Genomic DNA, 16565 nt, shown 5'->3' on the forward strand with positions numbered 1-16565 from the left:
TTCAGGTCAGATTACGAGTTCATCTTAAACAGTGACATCTTCGACATGTCGGTAAAGGTCTTATAAGAAGCCTGTAGTGCCGTCTGCTGCATGGTGTAGCTGGAAGCGGCCTCGGTGTAATCCACATTCACCAGGTCACTCATCTGGGAGTTATAGATCACGTCGCGGTCATCACCCTGCGCATTCAGCGTATCGATTTCAGACAGCTGGGTACCAATCTCAGCACGCACGGTTAAAACATTATTCAGCGCATTGCCCAGGCCGCGGTTGGTTTTATCCATGGCGTCCTGGAAGGTCTTTTTGGTTGCGGCGTCAGCATCATTCTGCGGCACTTTCAGTGCGGCAATCGCGCTATCCAGCATCTTAAACAGGTTGGTTTCGCTGGCGCTGCCATCCGGCTCTTTGGTTGCGTTGCTGGTGATAGACATAAAGACATTGTCACCGGTGTGCGCCACGGTCATGGTACGGCTGGTATCGACCTTCTGGGTGATGGCTTCTGTGCCGCCCGTGTAGGTGACGCCGGTTCCGGCACCATCAACAAAAGGTGCGCTGTCGGTTTTATAACCTGCAAAGATGTAGCGTCCGTTGGCATCCTGGCTGTTTGCCTGGTTCAGCAACTGAGCACGGATCCCCTCCAGCTGGGTGGCGATCGAGCCACGGTCATCGTCGCTCAGCGTACCGGTTGAACCGTTGATGATCAGCGTCTGTGCGCTCTGAATACTGCTGGTCACGCCTTTCAGCGCATTCTCTTCCAGGGAGAGCCCCTGCTCAGCAAAGGTACGCGCCAGCGCATACTGACTTCCCTTCTGCTGGGTCTGTGACAGCACCACCGCGCGTGACGCCGCAATCGGGTCATCCGAGGGATTCGTTACACGGCGACCGCTGGAGAGCTGCTCACCCACTTTCAGCCAGGAGGCCTGCGAGTCGGTAATGCCGCGCACCTGCTGGTCAAAAATCATATTTGTACTGATTCGCATGTTATCTCCTGCCCTTAGCGAATATTGATCAATGCGTTAAACACGGTGCTGGCCGTCTGCAGCACCTGCGCATTAGCCATGTAATATTGCTGGTATTTAGTCAGGTTGGCGTACTCCTCATCGAGGTTTACGCCAGAGACCGACTGCTGGCGATCGGTCAGCTGACTGACCACGCTTTTCTGGGTGGTGCTGGTGGTTTCCAGCGAGCTGGTTTTGTTACCCACGGTGCTGACGATGCTCGCATAAGCCTGCGACAGCGTGGCATTTCCGCCCACCAGCTTCACATCCTGCAGGTTCAGCAGCTTCTGCGCATTGCGGTTATCACTTTCACCGCCCGCGGCGCCCGCCGCGGCTACCTGGGATTCACTGGTAATCGCTACGGACATGTCGTTAATGACGTTCTGAACCGGCTTCACCAGGAAACTGTCTTTTGCGGCAGGTGCCGGGGTGGCCGCGACGGTCAGTTTCAGACCATCAAAGCTCAGCGTCGTGTTGCCACTGGCGTCGGTTCCCTGCGCAATGGTGACCGCCGTGCTGTCTGAAGCACGGGTGGCAGTCCATTTAGTGCCGTCATAGCTGACGGTGTAGTTAGAGGCTTTCAGCGCGCTGGTATCGGTCCATTCGGCGGTGACCGACGCAGCGGTGCTGTTTTTGCTGTTGCTGACTACCAGCGGAGTGCCGATGTTAAAGAAATCGACACCCTGGTCGCCGTTGCTGTCAAAGCCCTGCTTGTGCACGTCGTTAAAGCTGGTGGTAAAGGCCGCCGCCAGCTGTCCGAGCTGATTCTGTGCCAGATCGAGATCCTGAGAGCGGAACGCCAGCAGACCGCCCAGCGATCCGGTGGTGATCAGCTTTTCCGGGATCTCGACGTTGCCCGCCTGTTTGTCGACATAGCCGATGGTGGTGCGTGTCGGATCGCTGCTGGAGTTCATTGCCACCAGATCGCTGGATTTGTAGCCGTTGACCAGCGTCAGGCCGTTGGCCATGGATACGGTGTAATTGCCATCCTGCTGCGAAACCGTGACGCCAACCACGTTATTCAGCTCGTTAACCAGCTGATCGCGTTTATCCAGCAGATCGTTAGGTTCGGCACCGTTGCCGTTTGTCAGTTTGGCAATCTGCTGGTTGAGGTCGGCAATCTGCGAGCTGTAGGTGTTGATCTGTTTCACGCTGGAGGCGACATCAGAATTGACGCTGTTCTGCATGTTGTTCAGATACTGCGCCGTGGTCTGAAACTGGCTGACCAGCCCCTGAGCGTTACTGAGCATAGACTGACGCGCCGAGGGATCGTTGGCGTTGCTGACCACGTTCTGCAGGTTGGTAAAGAAGCCCTGCAGGGAGGTGGAGAGACTCGTGGTCGAGGTCGACAGCAGATCGTCAATGTTAGAGATCTGGCTATGCTGGAGATCGACAGCACTGTAGCTGGCACTGGCACCGCGCAACTGCGTTGCGATGAAAGCATCATACTCGCGCTGTACACCGGAGATTTTTACGCCGTTGCCGTAATAGCTGTTGCCCTGCAGGGTACTGTTTGCCTGCGCCAGCACCGTTGTCTGACGGGAGTAGCCCGCCACGGTGTAGTTCGTGATGTTATTACTGGTGGTGCTCAGGGCGGCCTGTGCGGCACTCAATCCGCTCATCGCGGAGTTAATTATGCTGGACATCTCGGTTCCTTACGTTCCCCCGTCAACCGGGCTGGCAGAGATCTGAATGAATGCCAGCGGGCGAAAACGCATCTGGCTTATGGTGATGTTATCGGCTTGCTTAAGTGAAACTTGAGGCGCAATGATCAGAACAGGTCGCCAATATCCTGGTTGTACGCTTTAACGACTTTGTCGCCCATGCTTTTGAATTGCTGAATCATTCCCACCAGCTTCTGCGCATATTTAGGATCGGTGGCATAGCCCGCCGCCTGCAGCGCCTGCGCGCCCTGCTCTGCACTGGATGCGGTAGTGACCGCCGCATAGCGTGGGTTTTTCGTCAGGAGCCGGACGTAGTCGGTCAGCGCCTCGAAATAGGAGTTATAGACCCGGAAGCTGGCCCGGACTTTTTTCGCTTCGCCCTGCTCATATTCGGTGGTCATGATGTCGGTGGTGTCACCCTTCCAGTCGCCACTCGCTTTGATGCCGAAGACGTTATAGCTCGGTTTGCCGTCGCGGGTCAGGATCTGACGCTGGCCCCAGCCCGACTCCAGCGCCGCCTGCGCCAGAATCAGGTGATGAGGGATACCACTCTGCTGACTGGCCGCCTGCGCGGGCTGCGTCAGCTGCGCGATAAACTCGCGGCTGTCGCTGGGCAGGCCGGTTGGCGAAGCGGCAGGCAGACGCGGCATAGCTTTACGCACCATCTGCTCCAGCTGCTGCGCCGGCATCGGCGTCGCCCCGCTGGTGCTGAGGATGAAGCTGTTATCCAGCTTCATCGGCACCGTTCCGGCTTTCTCATCCGGCGCGACAGCGGGCTGCATCTGTTTGACGATGGTTTCCGCCAGGCCAAGCCCGCGTTTCCCCATCTCCTGCGCAATCTGCTGGTCATACATAGAGGTGAAGAGTTTGGTCTGTTCGTTGCTCATAATGCCGTCCTGCGGCAACGCCTCGCGCATACTCTTCAGCATCATCTGTACAAACATCCCTTCGACCTGACGCGCCACCTGCAACGCATGCCCTTTCGGGTCGTTGCTGGCCTGGTGTTTCAGTTCATTAAGGGAGCGGCTGTCGTAAGCCGCACTCATCACAGATTGCATATCAGCCATCAGATAATTTCCAGTTTGGCACGCAGACAGCCGGCACTCTGCATTGACTGCAGAATCGACATCAGCTCGATAGGTGACGCGCCCAGCGCATTCAGCGCACGCACCACGTTGTTCAGGTTGGCGCTGGCGTTGACGCGTTGCAGCGCACCGCCGCTCTGACGCAGATCGATCTGGGTCTGCGTTGTCGCCACCGTCTGACCACCGGCCAGCGGGGTATCAGGCTGGCTGACGTTCTGCTGCTGGTTGACCGTCACAGAGAGGTTGCCCTGCGCCACCGCACACTGATTCAGCGTCACTTCGCGGTTCATCACCACCGAGCCGGTACGGGAGTTGATGATCACTTTGGCATCTTCAACCGGAATCGAGACGTTAATGTTCTGGATATCGGCCAGCAGACGCACCTGCGCACCATTGTTTGGTGAGACGCGGATCTGCACGGTACGCGCATCCAGCGGCTGAGCCGAGCCATATCCCCCACGCGCGTTAATGGCATCAGCAATCCGCTGCGCCATGGAGAAGTCTTCGTTGTTCAGCTGCAGGTTAATGGTGTTCTGCGAACCAAAGTTGCTCTGCAGTTCACGCTCTACCGTGGCGCCGCCGGTAATCCGGCCGCCGTTAAGCTGGTTAACCTGAACACTGCTGCCGCCTGCCGATGCGCCTGCACCGCCCACGAGGATATTTCCCTGCGCCAGCGCATAGACCTGGTTATCGACCCCTTTCAGCGGCGTCATTAACAGCGTGCCGCCGCGCAGGCTTTTGGCGTTACCCAGCGAAGAGACCACCACATCCAGGTTCTGTCCCTGACGGGCAAACGCGGGCAGTTTTGCGGTAACCATAACCGCCGCCACGTTTTTCAGCTGCATGTTGGTGCCTGCGGGCACGGTAATCCCCAGCTGTGACAGCATGTTGCTGACGGTCTGAGTGGTAAACGGCGTCTGGGTCGTCTGGTCACCGGTACCATCAAGACCCACAACCAGGCCATAGCCCAGTAACTGGTTCTCGCGAACCCCCTGGATGGTGGTTAAGTCACGGATCAAATCGGCTTTTGCCAGCAGGCTGACGCCCAGCAGCAGCGCCAGCCCGGCGCGCAACAGCGTTAACTTTTTCATTGAAACCTCTTACATCGGCGAGATGTTCAGGAAGAAGCGCTGTAACCAACCCATGGTCTGCGCCTCATTGATATAGCCATTTCCGACGTACTCAATACGTGCATCGGCGACAGCGGTAGATAACACGGCGTTGCTGGCGCTGATGGTGCGTGGGTTGACTACACCTGAGAAGCGAATGAACTCCGTGCCCTGATTAATGGCGATCTGTTTTTCACCGACCACGTGCAGGTTGCCGTTCGACAACACCTGATCCACCGTGACGGTAATGGTGCCGGTAAAGGTGTTGTTGGCAGATGCGCCCCCTTTCCCGGCGAAATCGTTTTTGCCTTCCGCACTGATATTGGCTTTTTCGCCACCGGCACCCACCAGGCCCGCCAGACCGGTCGGCACGGCGTTCAGGCCAAAGCTGTTGCTGCCATCGCGGCTGGCATTGGCGGAAGAGCTTTTGCTGGCACTGACGTTTTCCTGCAGCGTGATGGTCAGGGTATCGCCAATGTTGCGTGGACGGCGGTCTTCAAACAGCGGCTGATAGCCGTAGTTAAGCGGCGCGACGCCCTGGAAAATGGAGCCGTTTACCACCGGTGGCGCGGACGGCATCGGCTGTGCTGTGGTTGCGCCTTCGACCAGCGGGGTCCGGGGGACCAGGGCACAACCGTTAAGAGTTAGCAGCAGCGAGGCGACTAACCAATGTCCAGGCTTGAGAATCTGTTGCTTCGCCACGGCGTCACGACCTTATTAATGTCTGTCATTCAGGCCAGCATGGGCTGGCCCTGTTCGGGATTAAATCTGCGTTAATTTCGCCAGCATCTGATCAGAGGTACTGATCGCCTTGCTGTTGATTTCGTAAGCGCGCTGCGTCTGAATCATGGTGACCAGCTCTTCCGCCACGTTAACGTTTGAGGTTTCGGTATAGCCCTGATAGAGCAGACCCGCGCCGTTCTGGCCTGGGGTGCTGTCAGTTGGTGCGCCCGATGCCTGAGTTTCCTTGTAGAGGTTTTCACCCACGCTATCGAGACCGGCATCGTTCATGAAGGTGCTCAGGGTTAACTGACCCACCTGCGCAGCCTGGGCCTGGCCCTGCTGCGTCACGCTCACCACACCGTCACGCGAAACCGTGATGCTGGTGGCGTTAGCCGGAATGGTAATACCGGGCTGCACCGGGAAACCGGAGTTGGTCACCAGCTGGCCGTTCTGATCCACCTGAAACGCGCCGTCACGGGTATAAGCAGAGGTGCCATCCGGCATCTGAATCTGAAAATAGCCCTGGCCATTAATGGCGATATCTTTTGAATTGCTGGTCTGTGACAGGTTGCCCTGGGTGTGCAGACGCTCGGTGGTGACCGGACGGACACCGGTGCCGATCTGCAGACCGGAGGGCAGCGTCGTCTGTTCGGACGACTGCGTGCCCGGCTGGCGCATGGTCTGGTACATCAGATCTTCGAACACGGCACGCGAACGCTTAAAGCCATTGGTGCTGACGTTAGCCAGGTTGTTGGCAATCACGTCCATGTTCATCTGCTGCGCATCAAGACCGGTCTTAGCGATCCATAAAGAACGAATCATGTTGTTATCCTCGCGCCTTAGCTCATGTTCAGGAGCTGATTGGCTTTTTGTTCATTTTCGTCGACGTTAGTGATGACTTTCATCTGCATCTCAAAACGTCGGGCGTTGGCGATCATATCGACCATGGTTTCCACCGGTTTGACGTTGCTGCCTTCCAGCACGCCAGGCATCACCTGCATGGTGGCGTCAGCCTGCAGCGCCGCACCGCGGGTTGCCTGTGTCGCAGCCGTGGGACGGAACATCCCGTCATCACTGCGCTGCAGCTCCTGGCCGGTGGCCCTGACCAGCTTCAGCTTACCCAGCTGAACCGTGGCGTTAGGCGAGTCACCGGCATTCAGGCCGGTGATGGAGCCGTCAGCCGCGATGGTGATTTCGGTGCCCTGCGGGATCACAATCGGACCGCCGTCGCCCATCACAGGATTGCCCTGAACCGTCAGCGTGCCGTTCGGGCTGATCTGCATATTGCCGTTGCGGGTATAAGCTTCGCTGCCGTCAGCGGTACGCACCGCCAGCCAGCCATCCTGCTGCACCGCCACATCGAGTGGACGCTCGGTGTAATCCATCGCGCCCTGGCTCATGTCGGCGCCGGGTGTGGAGGCGGCGACCAGCGTACGGGTTGGCAGTGACCAGCCATTCACCGGCACCGCGCGCAGCGCATTGAGCTGCGCACGAAAGCCTGGTGTTGAGGCGTTGGCGAGGTTGCTGGCGGTGACCGCCTGCTGATCCAGCGTCTGGCTGGCCGCGCCCATCGCGGTATATATCGCGTGATCCATATGGCAATCCTGTTAGCGAATTAACGTAAGTTAACCAGCGTGTTGAGAATCTGGTCCTGAGTTTTGATGGTCTGCGCATTCGCCTGATAGTTACGCTGCGCCACGATCATGTTCACCAGCTCTTTACTCATATCGACGTTTGAGGACTCCAGGGCGCCCGCCGTCAGAGAACCAAAGGTTCCGGTGTTGGCCAGACCGATTGCTGCCTGACCGGATGCGCCTGACGCAGACCAGACGTTGTCGCCCTGTGACTGCAGACCTTCCGGGTTAGAGAAGCTCGCCAGCACAATCTGACCCAGCAGCTGGGTTTTCTTGTTGGAGTAGGTGCCAGTGATGGTGCCGTCATCATTGATGGCGTAGCTGGTCAGATCGCCAGGTGCATAACCATCCTGCGTCGGGCTGCCAAAGGTGGTGGCGCCGGTGTTCTGCTGCAGACTGCCCAGCATGCTCAGGGTGATCGGCTGGTTCGCGACCGCGCCATTGGCGCCGCCCACGTTCAGCGTCAGGCCAACGGTACCGTCGTTGGTGGTGCTCACTACCGCACCGTTTGCATCCAGCTTAGAGACGCCTGTCAGCTTACCGCTGGTATCAAACGTCATGCGGAAGTCGCCCGCCGAGCTGCCGGTGTTACCGTCGATGGTATGAACGGTCCAGCTGTTGCTGGTGGTGTCTTTCACGAAGTACATGTCGAGCGCATGGTCATTACCCTGCGAGTCGAACACGGTTGCCGTGGTTTTCTTGTTGTAGCTGTCTGCGTTCGCCGTCGAGAAGGTGGTCACAGATGGCGTGGTGTCCGTTGAGTTCAGGTTGGCAATCAGTCCGGCCGTGGTGGTGGCGCGGGCTGGCATCTGCTCGGTCGGAATACGGATCGCCACCGGGTTTGCACCCGACTGGATGGTGGCCGGTGAACCGCTGGCCGGATAGCCGGTCACGTTCAGGCCCTGGGTGTTAACCAGGTTACGGTTGGCATCAAGGGTGAACTGACCATTACGTGAGTAGAACACGCCGCCGCTGTTGTCGGTCATGCGGAAGAAACCGTTACCGCTCAGCGCCACATCCAGGCCACGGCTGGTGGTGGTAGTCGCACCGTCGTTGAAGTTCTGGATCACGGCCGCCACTTTCGTGCCGAGGCCGACGTTAGAACCGGCAAACATATCGGCAAACGCGATGGTGCTGGATTTAAAGCCCGCGGTGGCGGAGTTGGCGATGTTGTTACCGATGACATCAAGGTTACTAGAGGCAGCGCCAAGGCCGCTGACCGCTTGGGAAAATGACATGTGTGTGTCTCCTGTCTACAGGTTAATCAGAGAATCTGACGTACGTCGTCAAGGGTGGCGGAGCCCATGGTGCCGAGATCCAGTTTGGTGGTGTCGTTCGCGGTACTCACCCCATTGACGTAGGCGTAGTTCAGCGGTTGTGCCACCAGTTGTGTGTTGCCATTGCTTGCAGCAATCGCAACGCTGTATTTACCATCCGGGGCCACTGAACCATCCGTCAGCTTGCCGTCCCACGAGAAGGTGTGCACGCCAGCGCTCAGCGCGCCCAGATCGACGGTGTCGATCACCGCGCCACTGGCATCTTTAATGGTGGCAGTGGCGCCGGTCGAGGCGGAGCCGAGCTCAACACCAAAAGGCGTTGTGGTGCCGTTGCCGACCAGAATCTGGCTGCCGTTGACCATCACGCCATGCCCGATCAGCGTGGAGCTCTGCAGCGACTGGCTGGTGCTGATCTGGCCGGAGATCGATCCCAGCGTGGTGTTCAGTTTTTCAATCCCGCTCAGGGTATTGATCTGTGCCAGCTGCGTGGTGAGCTGGCTGTTATCCATCGGATTGGTGGGATCCTGGTTCTGTAACTGGGTGACCAGCATGGTCAGGAACTGATTCTGCAGATCCTGCGCATTGTTGCCGGTGCCGGTGCTGGAGGAGCTGAGAACCGACGGATCCAGTTTTTCATTAACGCCTACCGCGATAGCCATGGTTTTTCTCCGTTATTGCCCAATCGTCAGGGTTTTCATCATCATCGACTTCACGGTGTTCAGCACTTCCACGTTGGCCTGGTAGCTGCGTGACGCCGACATGGTGTTGACGCTTTCGGAGACCACATCCACGTTCGGCATCTTCACGTAGCCTTTGGCATCGGCCATCGGGTTGCCCGGGTCGTAAACCAGTTTCGCTGGCGTCGGATCCTCGACAACCCGGGCGACTTTCACCCCGCCGGTCGCTGAGCCCGGCGCAGCATCGGTCTGGAAGACCACCTGCTTTGCCACGTAAGGCTTGCCATCGGGACCGGTGACGCTGTCGGCGTTCGCCAGGTTACTGGCACTGACGTTTAATCGCTGTGATTGCGCGGTCATCGCTGAACCGGCAATGTCAAAAATATTCAGCAAGGCCATAATTATTGCCCTTGTAACACGCTCATCATGCCTTTGATCTGGCTGCTGATGAGGGTGAGGTCGGTTTGATATTTCAGGCTGTTATCCGCGAACTGCGTACGCTCACGGTCCATATCTACGGTGTTGCCGTCGGCAGAAGGCTGATCGGGAATGCGATAAAGCATGTCCATCGAGGGTACGCCGTTTGTCTGTGCTTCAATGTGGCGAGCTGAAGTGACCTTCAACGCCATGCTGCTGCCTTCCGCACGGCCATTGGACATCACCCGACTCAGCTCGCTGGCAAAGTCGATATCCCGGGCCTGATAACCAGGGGTATCGGCGTTGGCAATATTTGACGCCAGGATCTCCTGACGTTGAGCACGCAGGTTGAGGGCCTCCGTACCAAATTTCAGCGCCGCATCCAGTTTGTCGAGCATGTTTCCTCCGCGTATGAGAATTTCGAGCTGGCAGCTTAATTTGAAAAAGCAAGGGGTCATCGTCTGAATAAGGCCTCAAATGACCGCTATTTTGACAATTGAGGATTTTTCTTAACGGTTACACTCGTTGCCATCATCAGTGAGGAATTGCACCATGCGTCGATATCTGACCCTGCTGACCAGCCTGCTGGTCGCGATCGCCCTGCCGGCTTCTGCGGGAGATCTCAATGCACAACTGAACCAGTTTTTTAAAGCGCGTGACGCCCAGCATGCTCAGGGCATGACGGTGGTGATCCGCACGCCGCAGGCGCAGTGGCCCACCTGTGAGGCGCCTCAGTTCACCCTGCCCGGCAACAGCCGGTTATGGGGCAACATGAGCGTGGCGGCTAACTGCGGTGAAAACCGTCGTTATCTCCAGGTCCAGGTCCAGGTGACCGGGACCTATCTGGTGGCGAACCGGCTGCTGAGCCGGGGCAGCAGCGTCAGCGAAAGCGACTTCACGCTGCAGACGGGGCGTCTGGATACCCTGCCCGCACGCGCCCTGCTGAACAGCGACTCGGTGGCCGATGCGGTCGTCCTGCGTGACATCCCACCGGGACAGCCGATTAACCCCGCCATGCTGCGTCAGCCTTGGCGCGTTAAGGCAGGTCAGAGTGTGATGGTGATAGCCAGCGGCGACGGCTTTGACGCCAGTGGTGAGGGCAAGGCGCTGAACAACGCCACCCGTTCACAGTGGGTTCGCGTCAGGATGGGGAATGGTCAGATTGTCAGCGGTAAGGTGCGCGAGGATGGGAATATTCTTATAACGCTGTAAAGTGTTAAAGAAGCCCATCGTGCTGCCGATAGAAGAATCAACAAAGCGATAACGCTATTATGATTCAGGTGGCAGACTTCCCCTGACCGTACAGGAGCCCGAATATGAGCATTGACAGAACGCAACCTCTGAAACCCGCCAGCACCGTACAGAGCCGCGACACCAGCGAGCCAGGCAGCAGCAAAGTGCGTCAGAGTGCCAGCCCGGCGGCAGCGCCGGCGGCGGCCGCTCAGGTCAATCTGAGCAGCGCGCAGTCTCAGCTGATGCAGCCGAGCAGCAAAGACATCAACGTCGAGCGCGTTGAACAACTGAAAACCGCCATTCGTAATGGCGAACTGAAGATGGATACCGGCAAAATCGCCGATGCGCTGATTGCCGATACTAAGGCGTATTTAGAGGGTAATTAGTTACCATGAGTAATTTGCAGACCACATTAGATAAGATGCAGGACGTGCTGGCATCGCTTTCTGCGGTGCTGGAAGAAGAGCAGCAGCAGCTGGCAAGCGGCAACATTAACAGCAACCTGCTGCAGCGCATCACTGAAGATAAAAGCGCGCTGCTCAGCACGCTGAACTATCTGGATGAGATGCGACGCACCGCTGAAAAGAGTCAGTCCGTGTCGGCACCTTATCGTGGTCAGAACGACATGGCACGCCGCTGGGACGTCATCCAGCAGCATAGCCGTCGTCTGCAGGATGCCAATGTGCATAACGGCATGCTGCTGCAGCATCAGATTCGCTACACCCAGGATGCCCTGGAGGTGCTGAAGCCGCATCAGACCCAGGCGTTTTATGGCCCGGATGGGATGGGTAAAGGCCAGGCCACGTTAAGCCGTAAAGCCTGAGCAGAAAAGTAGCAAAAAAAATCCCGCTGATGCGGGATTTTTTTATGGCAGAAGAGGAACCGCGTCAGGCAGCGGTGCGGCGCGCATAGTCGCGCAGCCGGAATCCCAGCAGCGCCAGCGCCAGGAAGTAACTTCCCCCACCCACTGCACAGACCAGCGCCAGACGCAGCAGTCGCCACAGCATCGAGCCCTGCTCCCAGGCGGGCATCCATTGCAGCATGGCAAACAGCGCCCCGGCCATCACCGCCACGGCGATCAGCAGACGCACCAGAAAGCTGCTCCAGCCCGGCTGAGGCATAAAGATCTGCTTCTTGCGCAGCTGCCAGTAGAGCAGCGAGGCATTCAGACAGGCCGCCAGCCCAATCGAGAGAGAGAGACCGGCATGTTTCAGCGGGCCGATAAACGCCAGGTTCATTACCTGCGTCATGATCAGCGTGATAATCGCGATTTTAACCGGGGTTTTGATGTCCTGCCGTGAATAGAAGCCGGGTGCCAGCACCTTGACCACAATCAGGCCCATCAGGCCAACAGAGTAGGCGATCAGCGCACGCTGCGTCATCAGCGCATCAAAGGCCGTGAATTTGCCATACTGGAACAGCGCCACGGTGAGCGGGCCGGAGAGCATCCCCAGCGCCACAGCGCAGGGCAGCGCCAGCAGGAAGCAGAGGCGCAGTCCCCAGTCCATCAGCCGGGAATACTCATCGTGATTGCCGCTGGAAAAACTTTTGGCCAGCGACGGCAGCAGAATGGTACCCAGCGCCACGCCCAGTACGCCGGAGGGGAACTCCATCAGGCGATCGGCGTAGTACATCCAGGAGACGGAACCCGACACCAGGAACGAGGCGAAGATGGTATTGATGATCAGCGAGATCTGACTGACCGAAACGCCAAGAATTGCCGGACCCATCTGACGCATTACGCGCCAGACGCCTGCGTCACGCAGATTGATGCGTGGCAGCACCAGCATCCCCAGCTTCTTCAGGTGTGGAAGCTGATAGCCGAGCTGCAGCACCCCGCCCACAACGACCGCCCAGGCGAGCGCCATCACCGGCGGATGGAAATGCGGCGCGGCGAACAGGGCGAAGCTGATCATGCTGACGTTCAGCAGGGTCGGCGCAAAAGCTGGCACCGAGAAGCGGTTCCAGGTGTTCAGCACAGCACCCGCCAGCGACGCCAGCGAGATCAGCATAATGTAGGGAAAGGTCACCCGCAGCAGGGAACTGGTCAGGGCAAATTTATCCGCATGGTCGCTGAAGCCCGGTGCGGTAATCATGATCACCCAGGGCGCAGCGAGCATCCCCGCGAAGGTCACCAGCGCCAGCGCCAGTGTCAGCAGGCCTGAGACATAGGAGAGGAACAGACGTGTCGCCTCCTCACCCTGTTTGCTTTTATATTCCGCGAGAATGGGCACAAACGCCTGGGAAAACGCGCCTTCGGCAAAAATACGCCTCAGCAGATTCGGCAGTTTAAACGCAACAAAAAACGCATCGGTCGCCATTCCGGCGCCAAACACCCGCGCCACGATGGCATCACGGGCAAAGCCCAGAACGCGGGAAAACAGGGTCATGGAACTGACCGCTGCCAGCGATTTCAAAAGATTCATAATTGACGGCGCATCCTGAAAAAATCAGTAAAAAGGAGAAGTCGCGCGGGCACCTGAAAGATGCCCGGCGACAGTCTACTGCCACGGAGGGAAATGACCAGCACGGAGTGTTACAAGGCGTTATTCCAGAATGGCACTACGCCAGAGGTTTTCCACCACACGCTGCGCCATCAGCGCCTGTTCACCGCTGGTTTCAGGCGTCGTCTGATTCTGCACGCAGTCGATAAAATGGCGTGCGGCCCCGCTGAACCCGCGCTGGGTCAGATGGCTCTGCCAGGCGGCAGGCGGAGCGATCAGCACGCCGTCGTTCCGCTCTTCCTGCCAGTCGCGCATCTCACTGATGTCGATACATTTACCGTCGCCTGTCGCACTGACCCGCTCACGCTGACTGCCTGCGCGCCGATGCATGCTGGTGGTGATCGACAGGCCCTCCAGGGCGAAGTGGTGCTCAGCGTAGAGCATCTGTCCCTGTTCGTTGGTGTCGATGCGCCCCTGAACATGCTGAACAGGCTTGCCGCCGAGCCAGAGTGCGGTGTCGACGACGTGCAGGTAGTCATCGAGCAGGGTAAAGCGGAGATCCTGAGGCCCGACGCTGTCGCTGCGGTGCTTTTCAATCCGTAGGGAAGCGACGTGTCCCATCTCCGCCCGCAGCTGCTGATAGCGCGGGGCGAAGCGGCGATTAAAGGCGACCATCAGCTTACGCTGCTCTTTCTCCGCCAGCGCCACCAGCGCCTCAGCCTGATCCAGGGTTTCCGCCAGCGGCTTATCGACGCAGACATCTTTTCCGGCCAGCAGCAGCGCCTTCACCACCTCATAGTGCGTGGCGGTGCTGCTGTGGACAAAAACGGCGTCGCAGGCCGCGGCCAGCGCATTCAGGGAACTGAAACAGTCCATACGGTAACTGTCGCAGAGTGGCCGGGCTTTGGCCTGATTCGGTGAAAATGCCCCCACCAGCGTCCAGTCCGTCGCTGCCGACAACACCGGCAGCCAGGCTTTCTGTGCGATACCGCCGAGTCCCACCACACCAATACGTAAAGTCATCTTAATGCTCCGGCTGCAGCAGTTGAGTGAGCTGAGCCTGAAGCCGGGCGACCTGCTGTTCCAGGGTGGCCACACGCCTCGCCAGATCGCCCTGCTCTTCCGGCTCATCGGCGGACAGTGGCGTGTCGCTCTCCCCGGGCAGCAGATGCATAAAGCGGCTTTCGCGCTTGCCCGGCTCGCGCGTCAGGCGGATCACCCGGGCGCTGTCGTCACGCTGCATCAGGCCTTCCAGCGTCTGTTCTGTTTCGCTGACGTCACTGAACTCATGAAGACGGCCGCTGCGGGTGCGCAGTTCGCCTGGCGTCTGCGGACCGCGCAGCATCAGTAACGTCAGCACGGCAACTTCGGCGCTGTTCAGCTTCAGCGTACCAAAGGCGGAGTTACAGAAACGCTGCTCATATTTCACGACCCGCTGACCGGACGCGCTGCTGGCGGTAACCAGATGCCGCTTCACCAGCTGATCGAGTTCATCCTGTACCGCGCTTTCACTCAGCTCCATCACCGGCTCGCGGTTTGATTTCTGGTTACAGGCCACCACGACTCCATTCAGTGACAGCGGATACTGTTCCGGCGTGGTGACCTGCTTCTCCAGCAGGCAGCCCAGCACGCGCAGCGCCTGCGCCGATAAAGCCATCTTCATGCTTGCGTCCTCATTATTGTCCACGCCGATCAGGCGTCCATTCCCGCTGGGTTAATGCTGTCAGCACGTGATCCTGCCAGCGTCCGTCAATCAGCAGATAGTCTTTCGCATATCCCTCTTTCTCAAAACCAAGGCGCGCCAGCAGGTCGCCGCTGCGCTGGTTGTGCGGCATGTAGTTCGCCATGATGCGGTGAATATGCTGCTGACGCTGCATGTAGCGGATAGCAGACTGTAACGCTTCAAACATCAGCCCCTGTCCCTGCCACTTTTCGCCCAGCGAATAGCCGAGATAACAGGCGTGAAAGGAACCGCGCAGTACGTTGCTGAAGTTGGCTACGCCGCGCACTTCGGTTTCTTCGCTGTCCATCAGAATAAAATAGAAGGCCGAGCCCTGCTTATGCATGTCGGCGATCAGCCCCAGCCGCGCCTGCCAGCCGGAGGGATAGCAGTGACTGTCATCGCGCACGGGCTCCCACGGTTTTAAAAACAGGCGGTTTTCCGCGTAGTAATCTGCCATTCGCCAGGCGTCACGTTCGTGAACCAGACGGACCACCAGCCGATCGGTGGTTAAGCGCACCCTGGGCGCGGCAGAACGATAGCCAAACATCCTGACTCCTGAAATCAATGGCTGAGAGTGAAAGCCGTCATTATCTGGCTTTCACTATAACCGCCGCCTGGGCTGCGGTAAAACATTACGGATTTTTTGCCGTAAAGAGGTTGATTTTGTTGTGTTATCACCGCCCAGACGCTCCTGCTCAGGCGTCATCAACGCCCGTTCAGCCCGGCCATCTGTCGGGCTGGTTTGCCGGGAGGGGGAATCTCTTCCATACTTTTCAGGCGCCCGGAACAGGATGAAATGATTCACTCTGTTAAACATTAACCTGTAAACGAGGGAGATCAGGATGAAGCTCTATATCTACGACCACTGCCCCTTCTGTGTGAAAGCGCGCATGATTTTTGGTCTGAAGAACTTGCCGGTTGAGCTGGTGGTCATGCTCAATGACGATGAAGAGACGCCTCAGCGACTGATCGGCCAGAAAATGGCGCCTGTCCTGCAGAAAAAGGATGGCAGCGCGATGCCGGAAAGCATGGAGATTGTGCACTATGTCGACCAGCAGGATGGCAAACCGCTGATTACCGGTGCGCTCGATCCGGCCATTGGCGACTGGCTGCGTCACATGAACAGCTACGTGAATAAGCTACTGCTGCCGCGCATTGCCGAGGCCCCTTTTGCGGAGTTTGCCACCCCGGCGGCGCGTGACTATTTCCGCGCGAAAAAGCAGGCCAGCATCGGTGATTTTGAGGAGCTGAAAACGCATTCGGCCGGACTGATTAAAAAAGTCAGCGGCGATCTGCGCAAACTGGACGGCCTGATCGTCCAGCCTAATGCGGTTAACGGCGAGCTGTCGGAAGATGATTTCAGCCTCTTCCCGCTGCTGCGCTCCCTGACGCTGGTTCCGGGCATCGACTGGCCAGCACGGGTCGCTGACTACCGTGACAATATGGCCAAACAGACCCAGGTCAATCTGCTCTCTTCTATTGCGCAGTAATCCCGCCCGGATGAGAGACGCCGCGGCGTTTCTCATCCCTTTTCTGATGACACCTCTCACGCATTCAGGCAGGCTATATCCTGTTAACTGACTT

19 protein-coding genes are annotated in these 16565 nt (G+C 58.1%); 4 read left to right on the top strand and 15 right to left on the bottom strand.

Annotated elements, in window-relative coordinates; genetic code table 11:
* Positions 1-11: 11 nt before the first annotated feature.
* From flgL to flgB, 11 genes are all read right to left on the bottom strand, one after another.
* Positions 12-977, bottom strand: a complete 966-nt coding sequence (gene flgL, locus FJW00_RS12615; RefSeq protein ID WP_009090872.1) for a flagellar hook-associated protein FlgL — start codon at positions 975-977, stop codon at positions 12-14.
* Positions 978-991: 14 nt separating this feature from the next.
* The gene (gene flgK / locus FJW00_RS12620) at positions 992-2641 is read right to left on the bottom strand and encodes a flagellar hook-associated protein FlgK (RefSeq protein WP_140924330.1); all 1650 of its coding nucleotides are present in this window, start codon (positions 2639-2641) and stop codon (positions 992-994) included.
* 125 nt (positions 2642-2766) lie between these two features.
* Entirely contained in the window at positions 2767-3726 is a 960-nt protein-coding gene (gene flgJ / locus FJW00_RS12625; RefSeq protein WP_140924332.1) for a flagellar assembly peptidoglycan hydrolase FlgJ, read from the bottom strand.
* A complete protein-coding gene (locus FJW00_RS12630; RefSeq protein ID WP_009090875.1) occupies positions 3726-4835 on the bottom strand; it encodes a flagellar basal body P-ring protein FlgI in 1110 nt (369 codons plus the stop codon). The genes flgJ and FJW00_RS12630 overlap by 1 nt, the downstream gene beginning before the upstream one ends.
* A 9-nt stretch (positions 4836-4844) precedes the next feature.
* On the bottom strand, positions 4845-5555 hold the full coding sequence (locus tag FJW00_RS12635; RefSeq protein WP_033736336.1) for a flagellar basal body L-ring protein FlgH: 711 nt from the start codon (positions 5553-5555) through the stop codon (positions 4845-4847).
* A 60-nt stretch (positions 5556-5615) separates the two neighbouring features.
* Positions 5616-6398, bottom strand: a complete 783-nt coding sequence (gene flgG / locus FJW00_RS12640) for a flagellar basal-body rod protein FlgG (RefSeq protein ID WP_009090877.1) — start codon at positions 6396-6398, stop codon at positions 5616-5618.
* Positions 6399-6415: 17 nt separating this feature from the next.
* Positions 6416-7171 carry a flagellar basal body rod protein FlgF gene (locus FJW00_RS12645; protein WP_009090878.1) on the bottom strand — a complete coding sequence of 252 codons (756 nt, stop codon included), beginning with the start codon at positions 7169-7171 and terminating at the stop codon, positions 6416-6418.
* A 20-nt stretch (positions 7172-7191) separates the two neighbouring features.
* Positions 7192-8448 carry a flagellar hook protein FlgE gene (gene flgE, locus FJW00_RS12650; RefSeq protein ID WP_009090879.1) on the bottom strand — a complete coding sequence of 419 codons (1257 nt, stop codon included), beginning with the start codon at positions 8446-8448 and terminating at the stop codon, positions 7192-7194.
* Between the two features lie 26 nt (positions 8449-8474).
* Complete coding sequence (gene flgD / locus FJW00_RS12655) at positions 8475-9146, bottom strand: flagellar hook assembly protein FlgD (protein ID WP_009090880.1); 672 nt, start codon at positions 9144-9146, stop codon at positions 8475-8477.
* A 12-nt stretch (positions 9147-9158) separates the two neighbouring features.
* The gene (gene flgC / locus FJW00_RS12660) at positions 9159-9563 is read right to left on the bottom strand and encodes a flagellar basal body rod protein FlgC (RefSeq protein ID WP_009090881.1); all 405 of its coding nucleotides are present in this window, start codon (positions 9561-9563) and stop codon (positions 9159-9161) included.
* Positions 9564-9565: 2 nt separating this feature from the next.
* Complete coding sequence (gene flgB, locus FJW00_RS12665; RefSeq protein ID WP_009090882.1) at positions 9566-9979, bottom strand: flagellar basal body rod protein FlgB; 414 nt, start codon at positions 9977-9979, stop codon at positions 9566-9568.
* Positions 9980-10133: 154 nt separating this feature from the next.
* Between flgB and flgA the strand changes: the two genes are divergently transcribed.
* From flgA to flgN, 3 genes are all read left to right on the top strand, one after another.
* Positions 10134-10793: a flagellar basal body P-ring formation chaperone FlgA gene (gene flgA, locus FJW00_RS12670; RefSeq protein ID WP_009090884.1), complete on the top strand. Its 660-nt coding sequence runs from the start codon at positions 10134-10136 to the stop codon at positions 10791-10793.
* A 104-nt stretch (positions 10794-10897) separates the two neighbouring features.
* The gene (gene flgM, locus FJW00_RS12675) at positions 10898-11200 is read left to right on the top strand and encodes a flagellar biosynthesis anti-sigma factor FlgM (protein WP_009090886.1); all 303 of its coding nucleotides are present in this window, start codon (positions 10898-10900) and stop codon (positions 11198-11200) included.
* A gap of 5 nt (positions 11201-11205) precedes the next feature.
* On the top strand, positions 11206-11637 hold the full coding sequence (flgN, locus tag FJW00_RS12680) for a flagellar export chaperone FlgN (RefSeq protein WP_009090889.1): 432 nt from the start codon (positions 11206-11208) through the stop codon (positions 11635-11637).
* Positions 11638-11701: 64 nt separating this feature from the next.
* On the opposite strand, the gene murJ is transcribed toward flgN, so the two are convergent.
* The 4 genes from murJ to rimJ all read right to left on the bottom strand — a co-directional run bounded on the left by murJ (position 11702) and on the right by rimJ (position 15528).
* Positions 11702-13240 (bottom strand): murein biosynthesis integral membrane protein MurJ, encoded by a 1539-nt coding sequence (gene murJ, locus FJW00_RS12685; RefSeq protein WP_009090890.1) that lies wholly within the window; start codon positions 13238-13240, stop codon positions 11702-11704.
* Between the two features lie 120 nt (positions 13241-13360).
* Entirely contained in the window at positions 13361-14281 is a 921-nt protein-coding gene (locus FJW00_RS12690; protein ID WP_140924334.1) for a Gfo/Idh/MocA family protein, read from the bottom strand.
* Position 14282: 1 nt separating this feature from the next.
* A complete protein-coding gene (locus FJW00_RS12695; protein ID WP_140924336.1) occupies positions 14283-14921 on the bottom strand; it encodes a YceH family protein in 639 nt (212 codons plus the stop codon).
* A 13-nt stretch (positions 14922-14934) separates the two neighbouring features.
* Positions 14935-15528, bottom strand: coding sequence for a ribosomal protein S5-alanine N-acetyltransferase (rimJ, locus tag FJW00_RS12700; RefSeq protein WP_009090895.1), 594 nt, complete (start codon positions 15526-15528; stop codon positions 14935-14937).
* A gap of 295 nt (positions 15529-15823) precedes the next feature.
* Here rimJ and grxB point away from each other — a divergent pair, with 295 nt between their 5' ends.
* Positions 15824-16471, top strand: coding sequence for a glutaredoxin 2 (gene grxB / locus FJW00_RS12705; RefSeq protein ID WP_140924339.1), 648 nt, complete (start codon positions 15824-15826; stop codon positions 16469-16471).
* Positions 16472-16565: the final 94 nt, after the last annotated feature.

The sequence above is a fragment of the Pantoea anthophila genome (genome assembly GCF_006494375.1).
GTDB lineage: Bacteria > Pseudomonadota > Gammaproteobacteria > Enterobacterales > Enterobacteriaceae > Pantoea > Pantoea anthophila.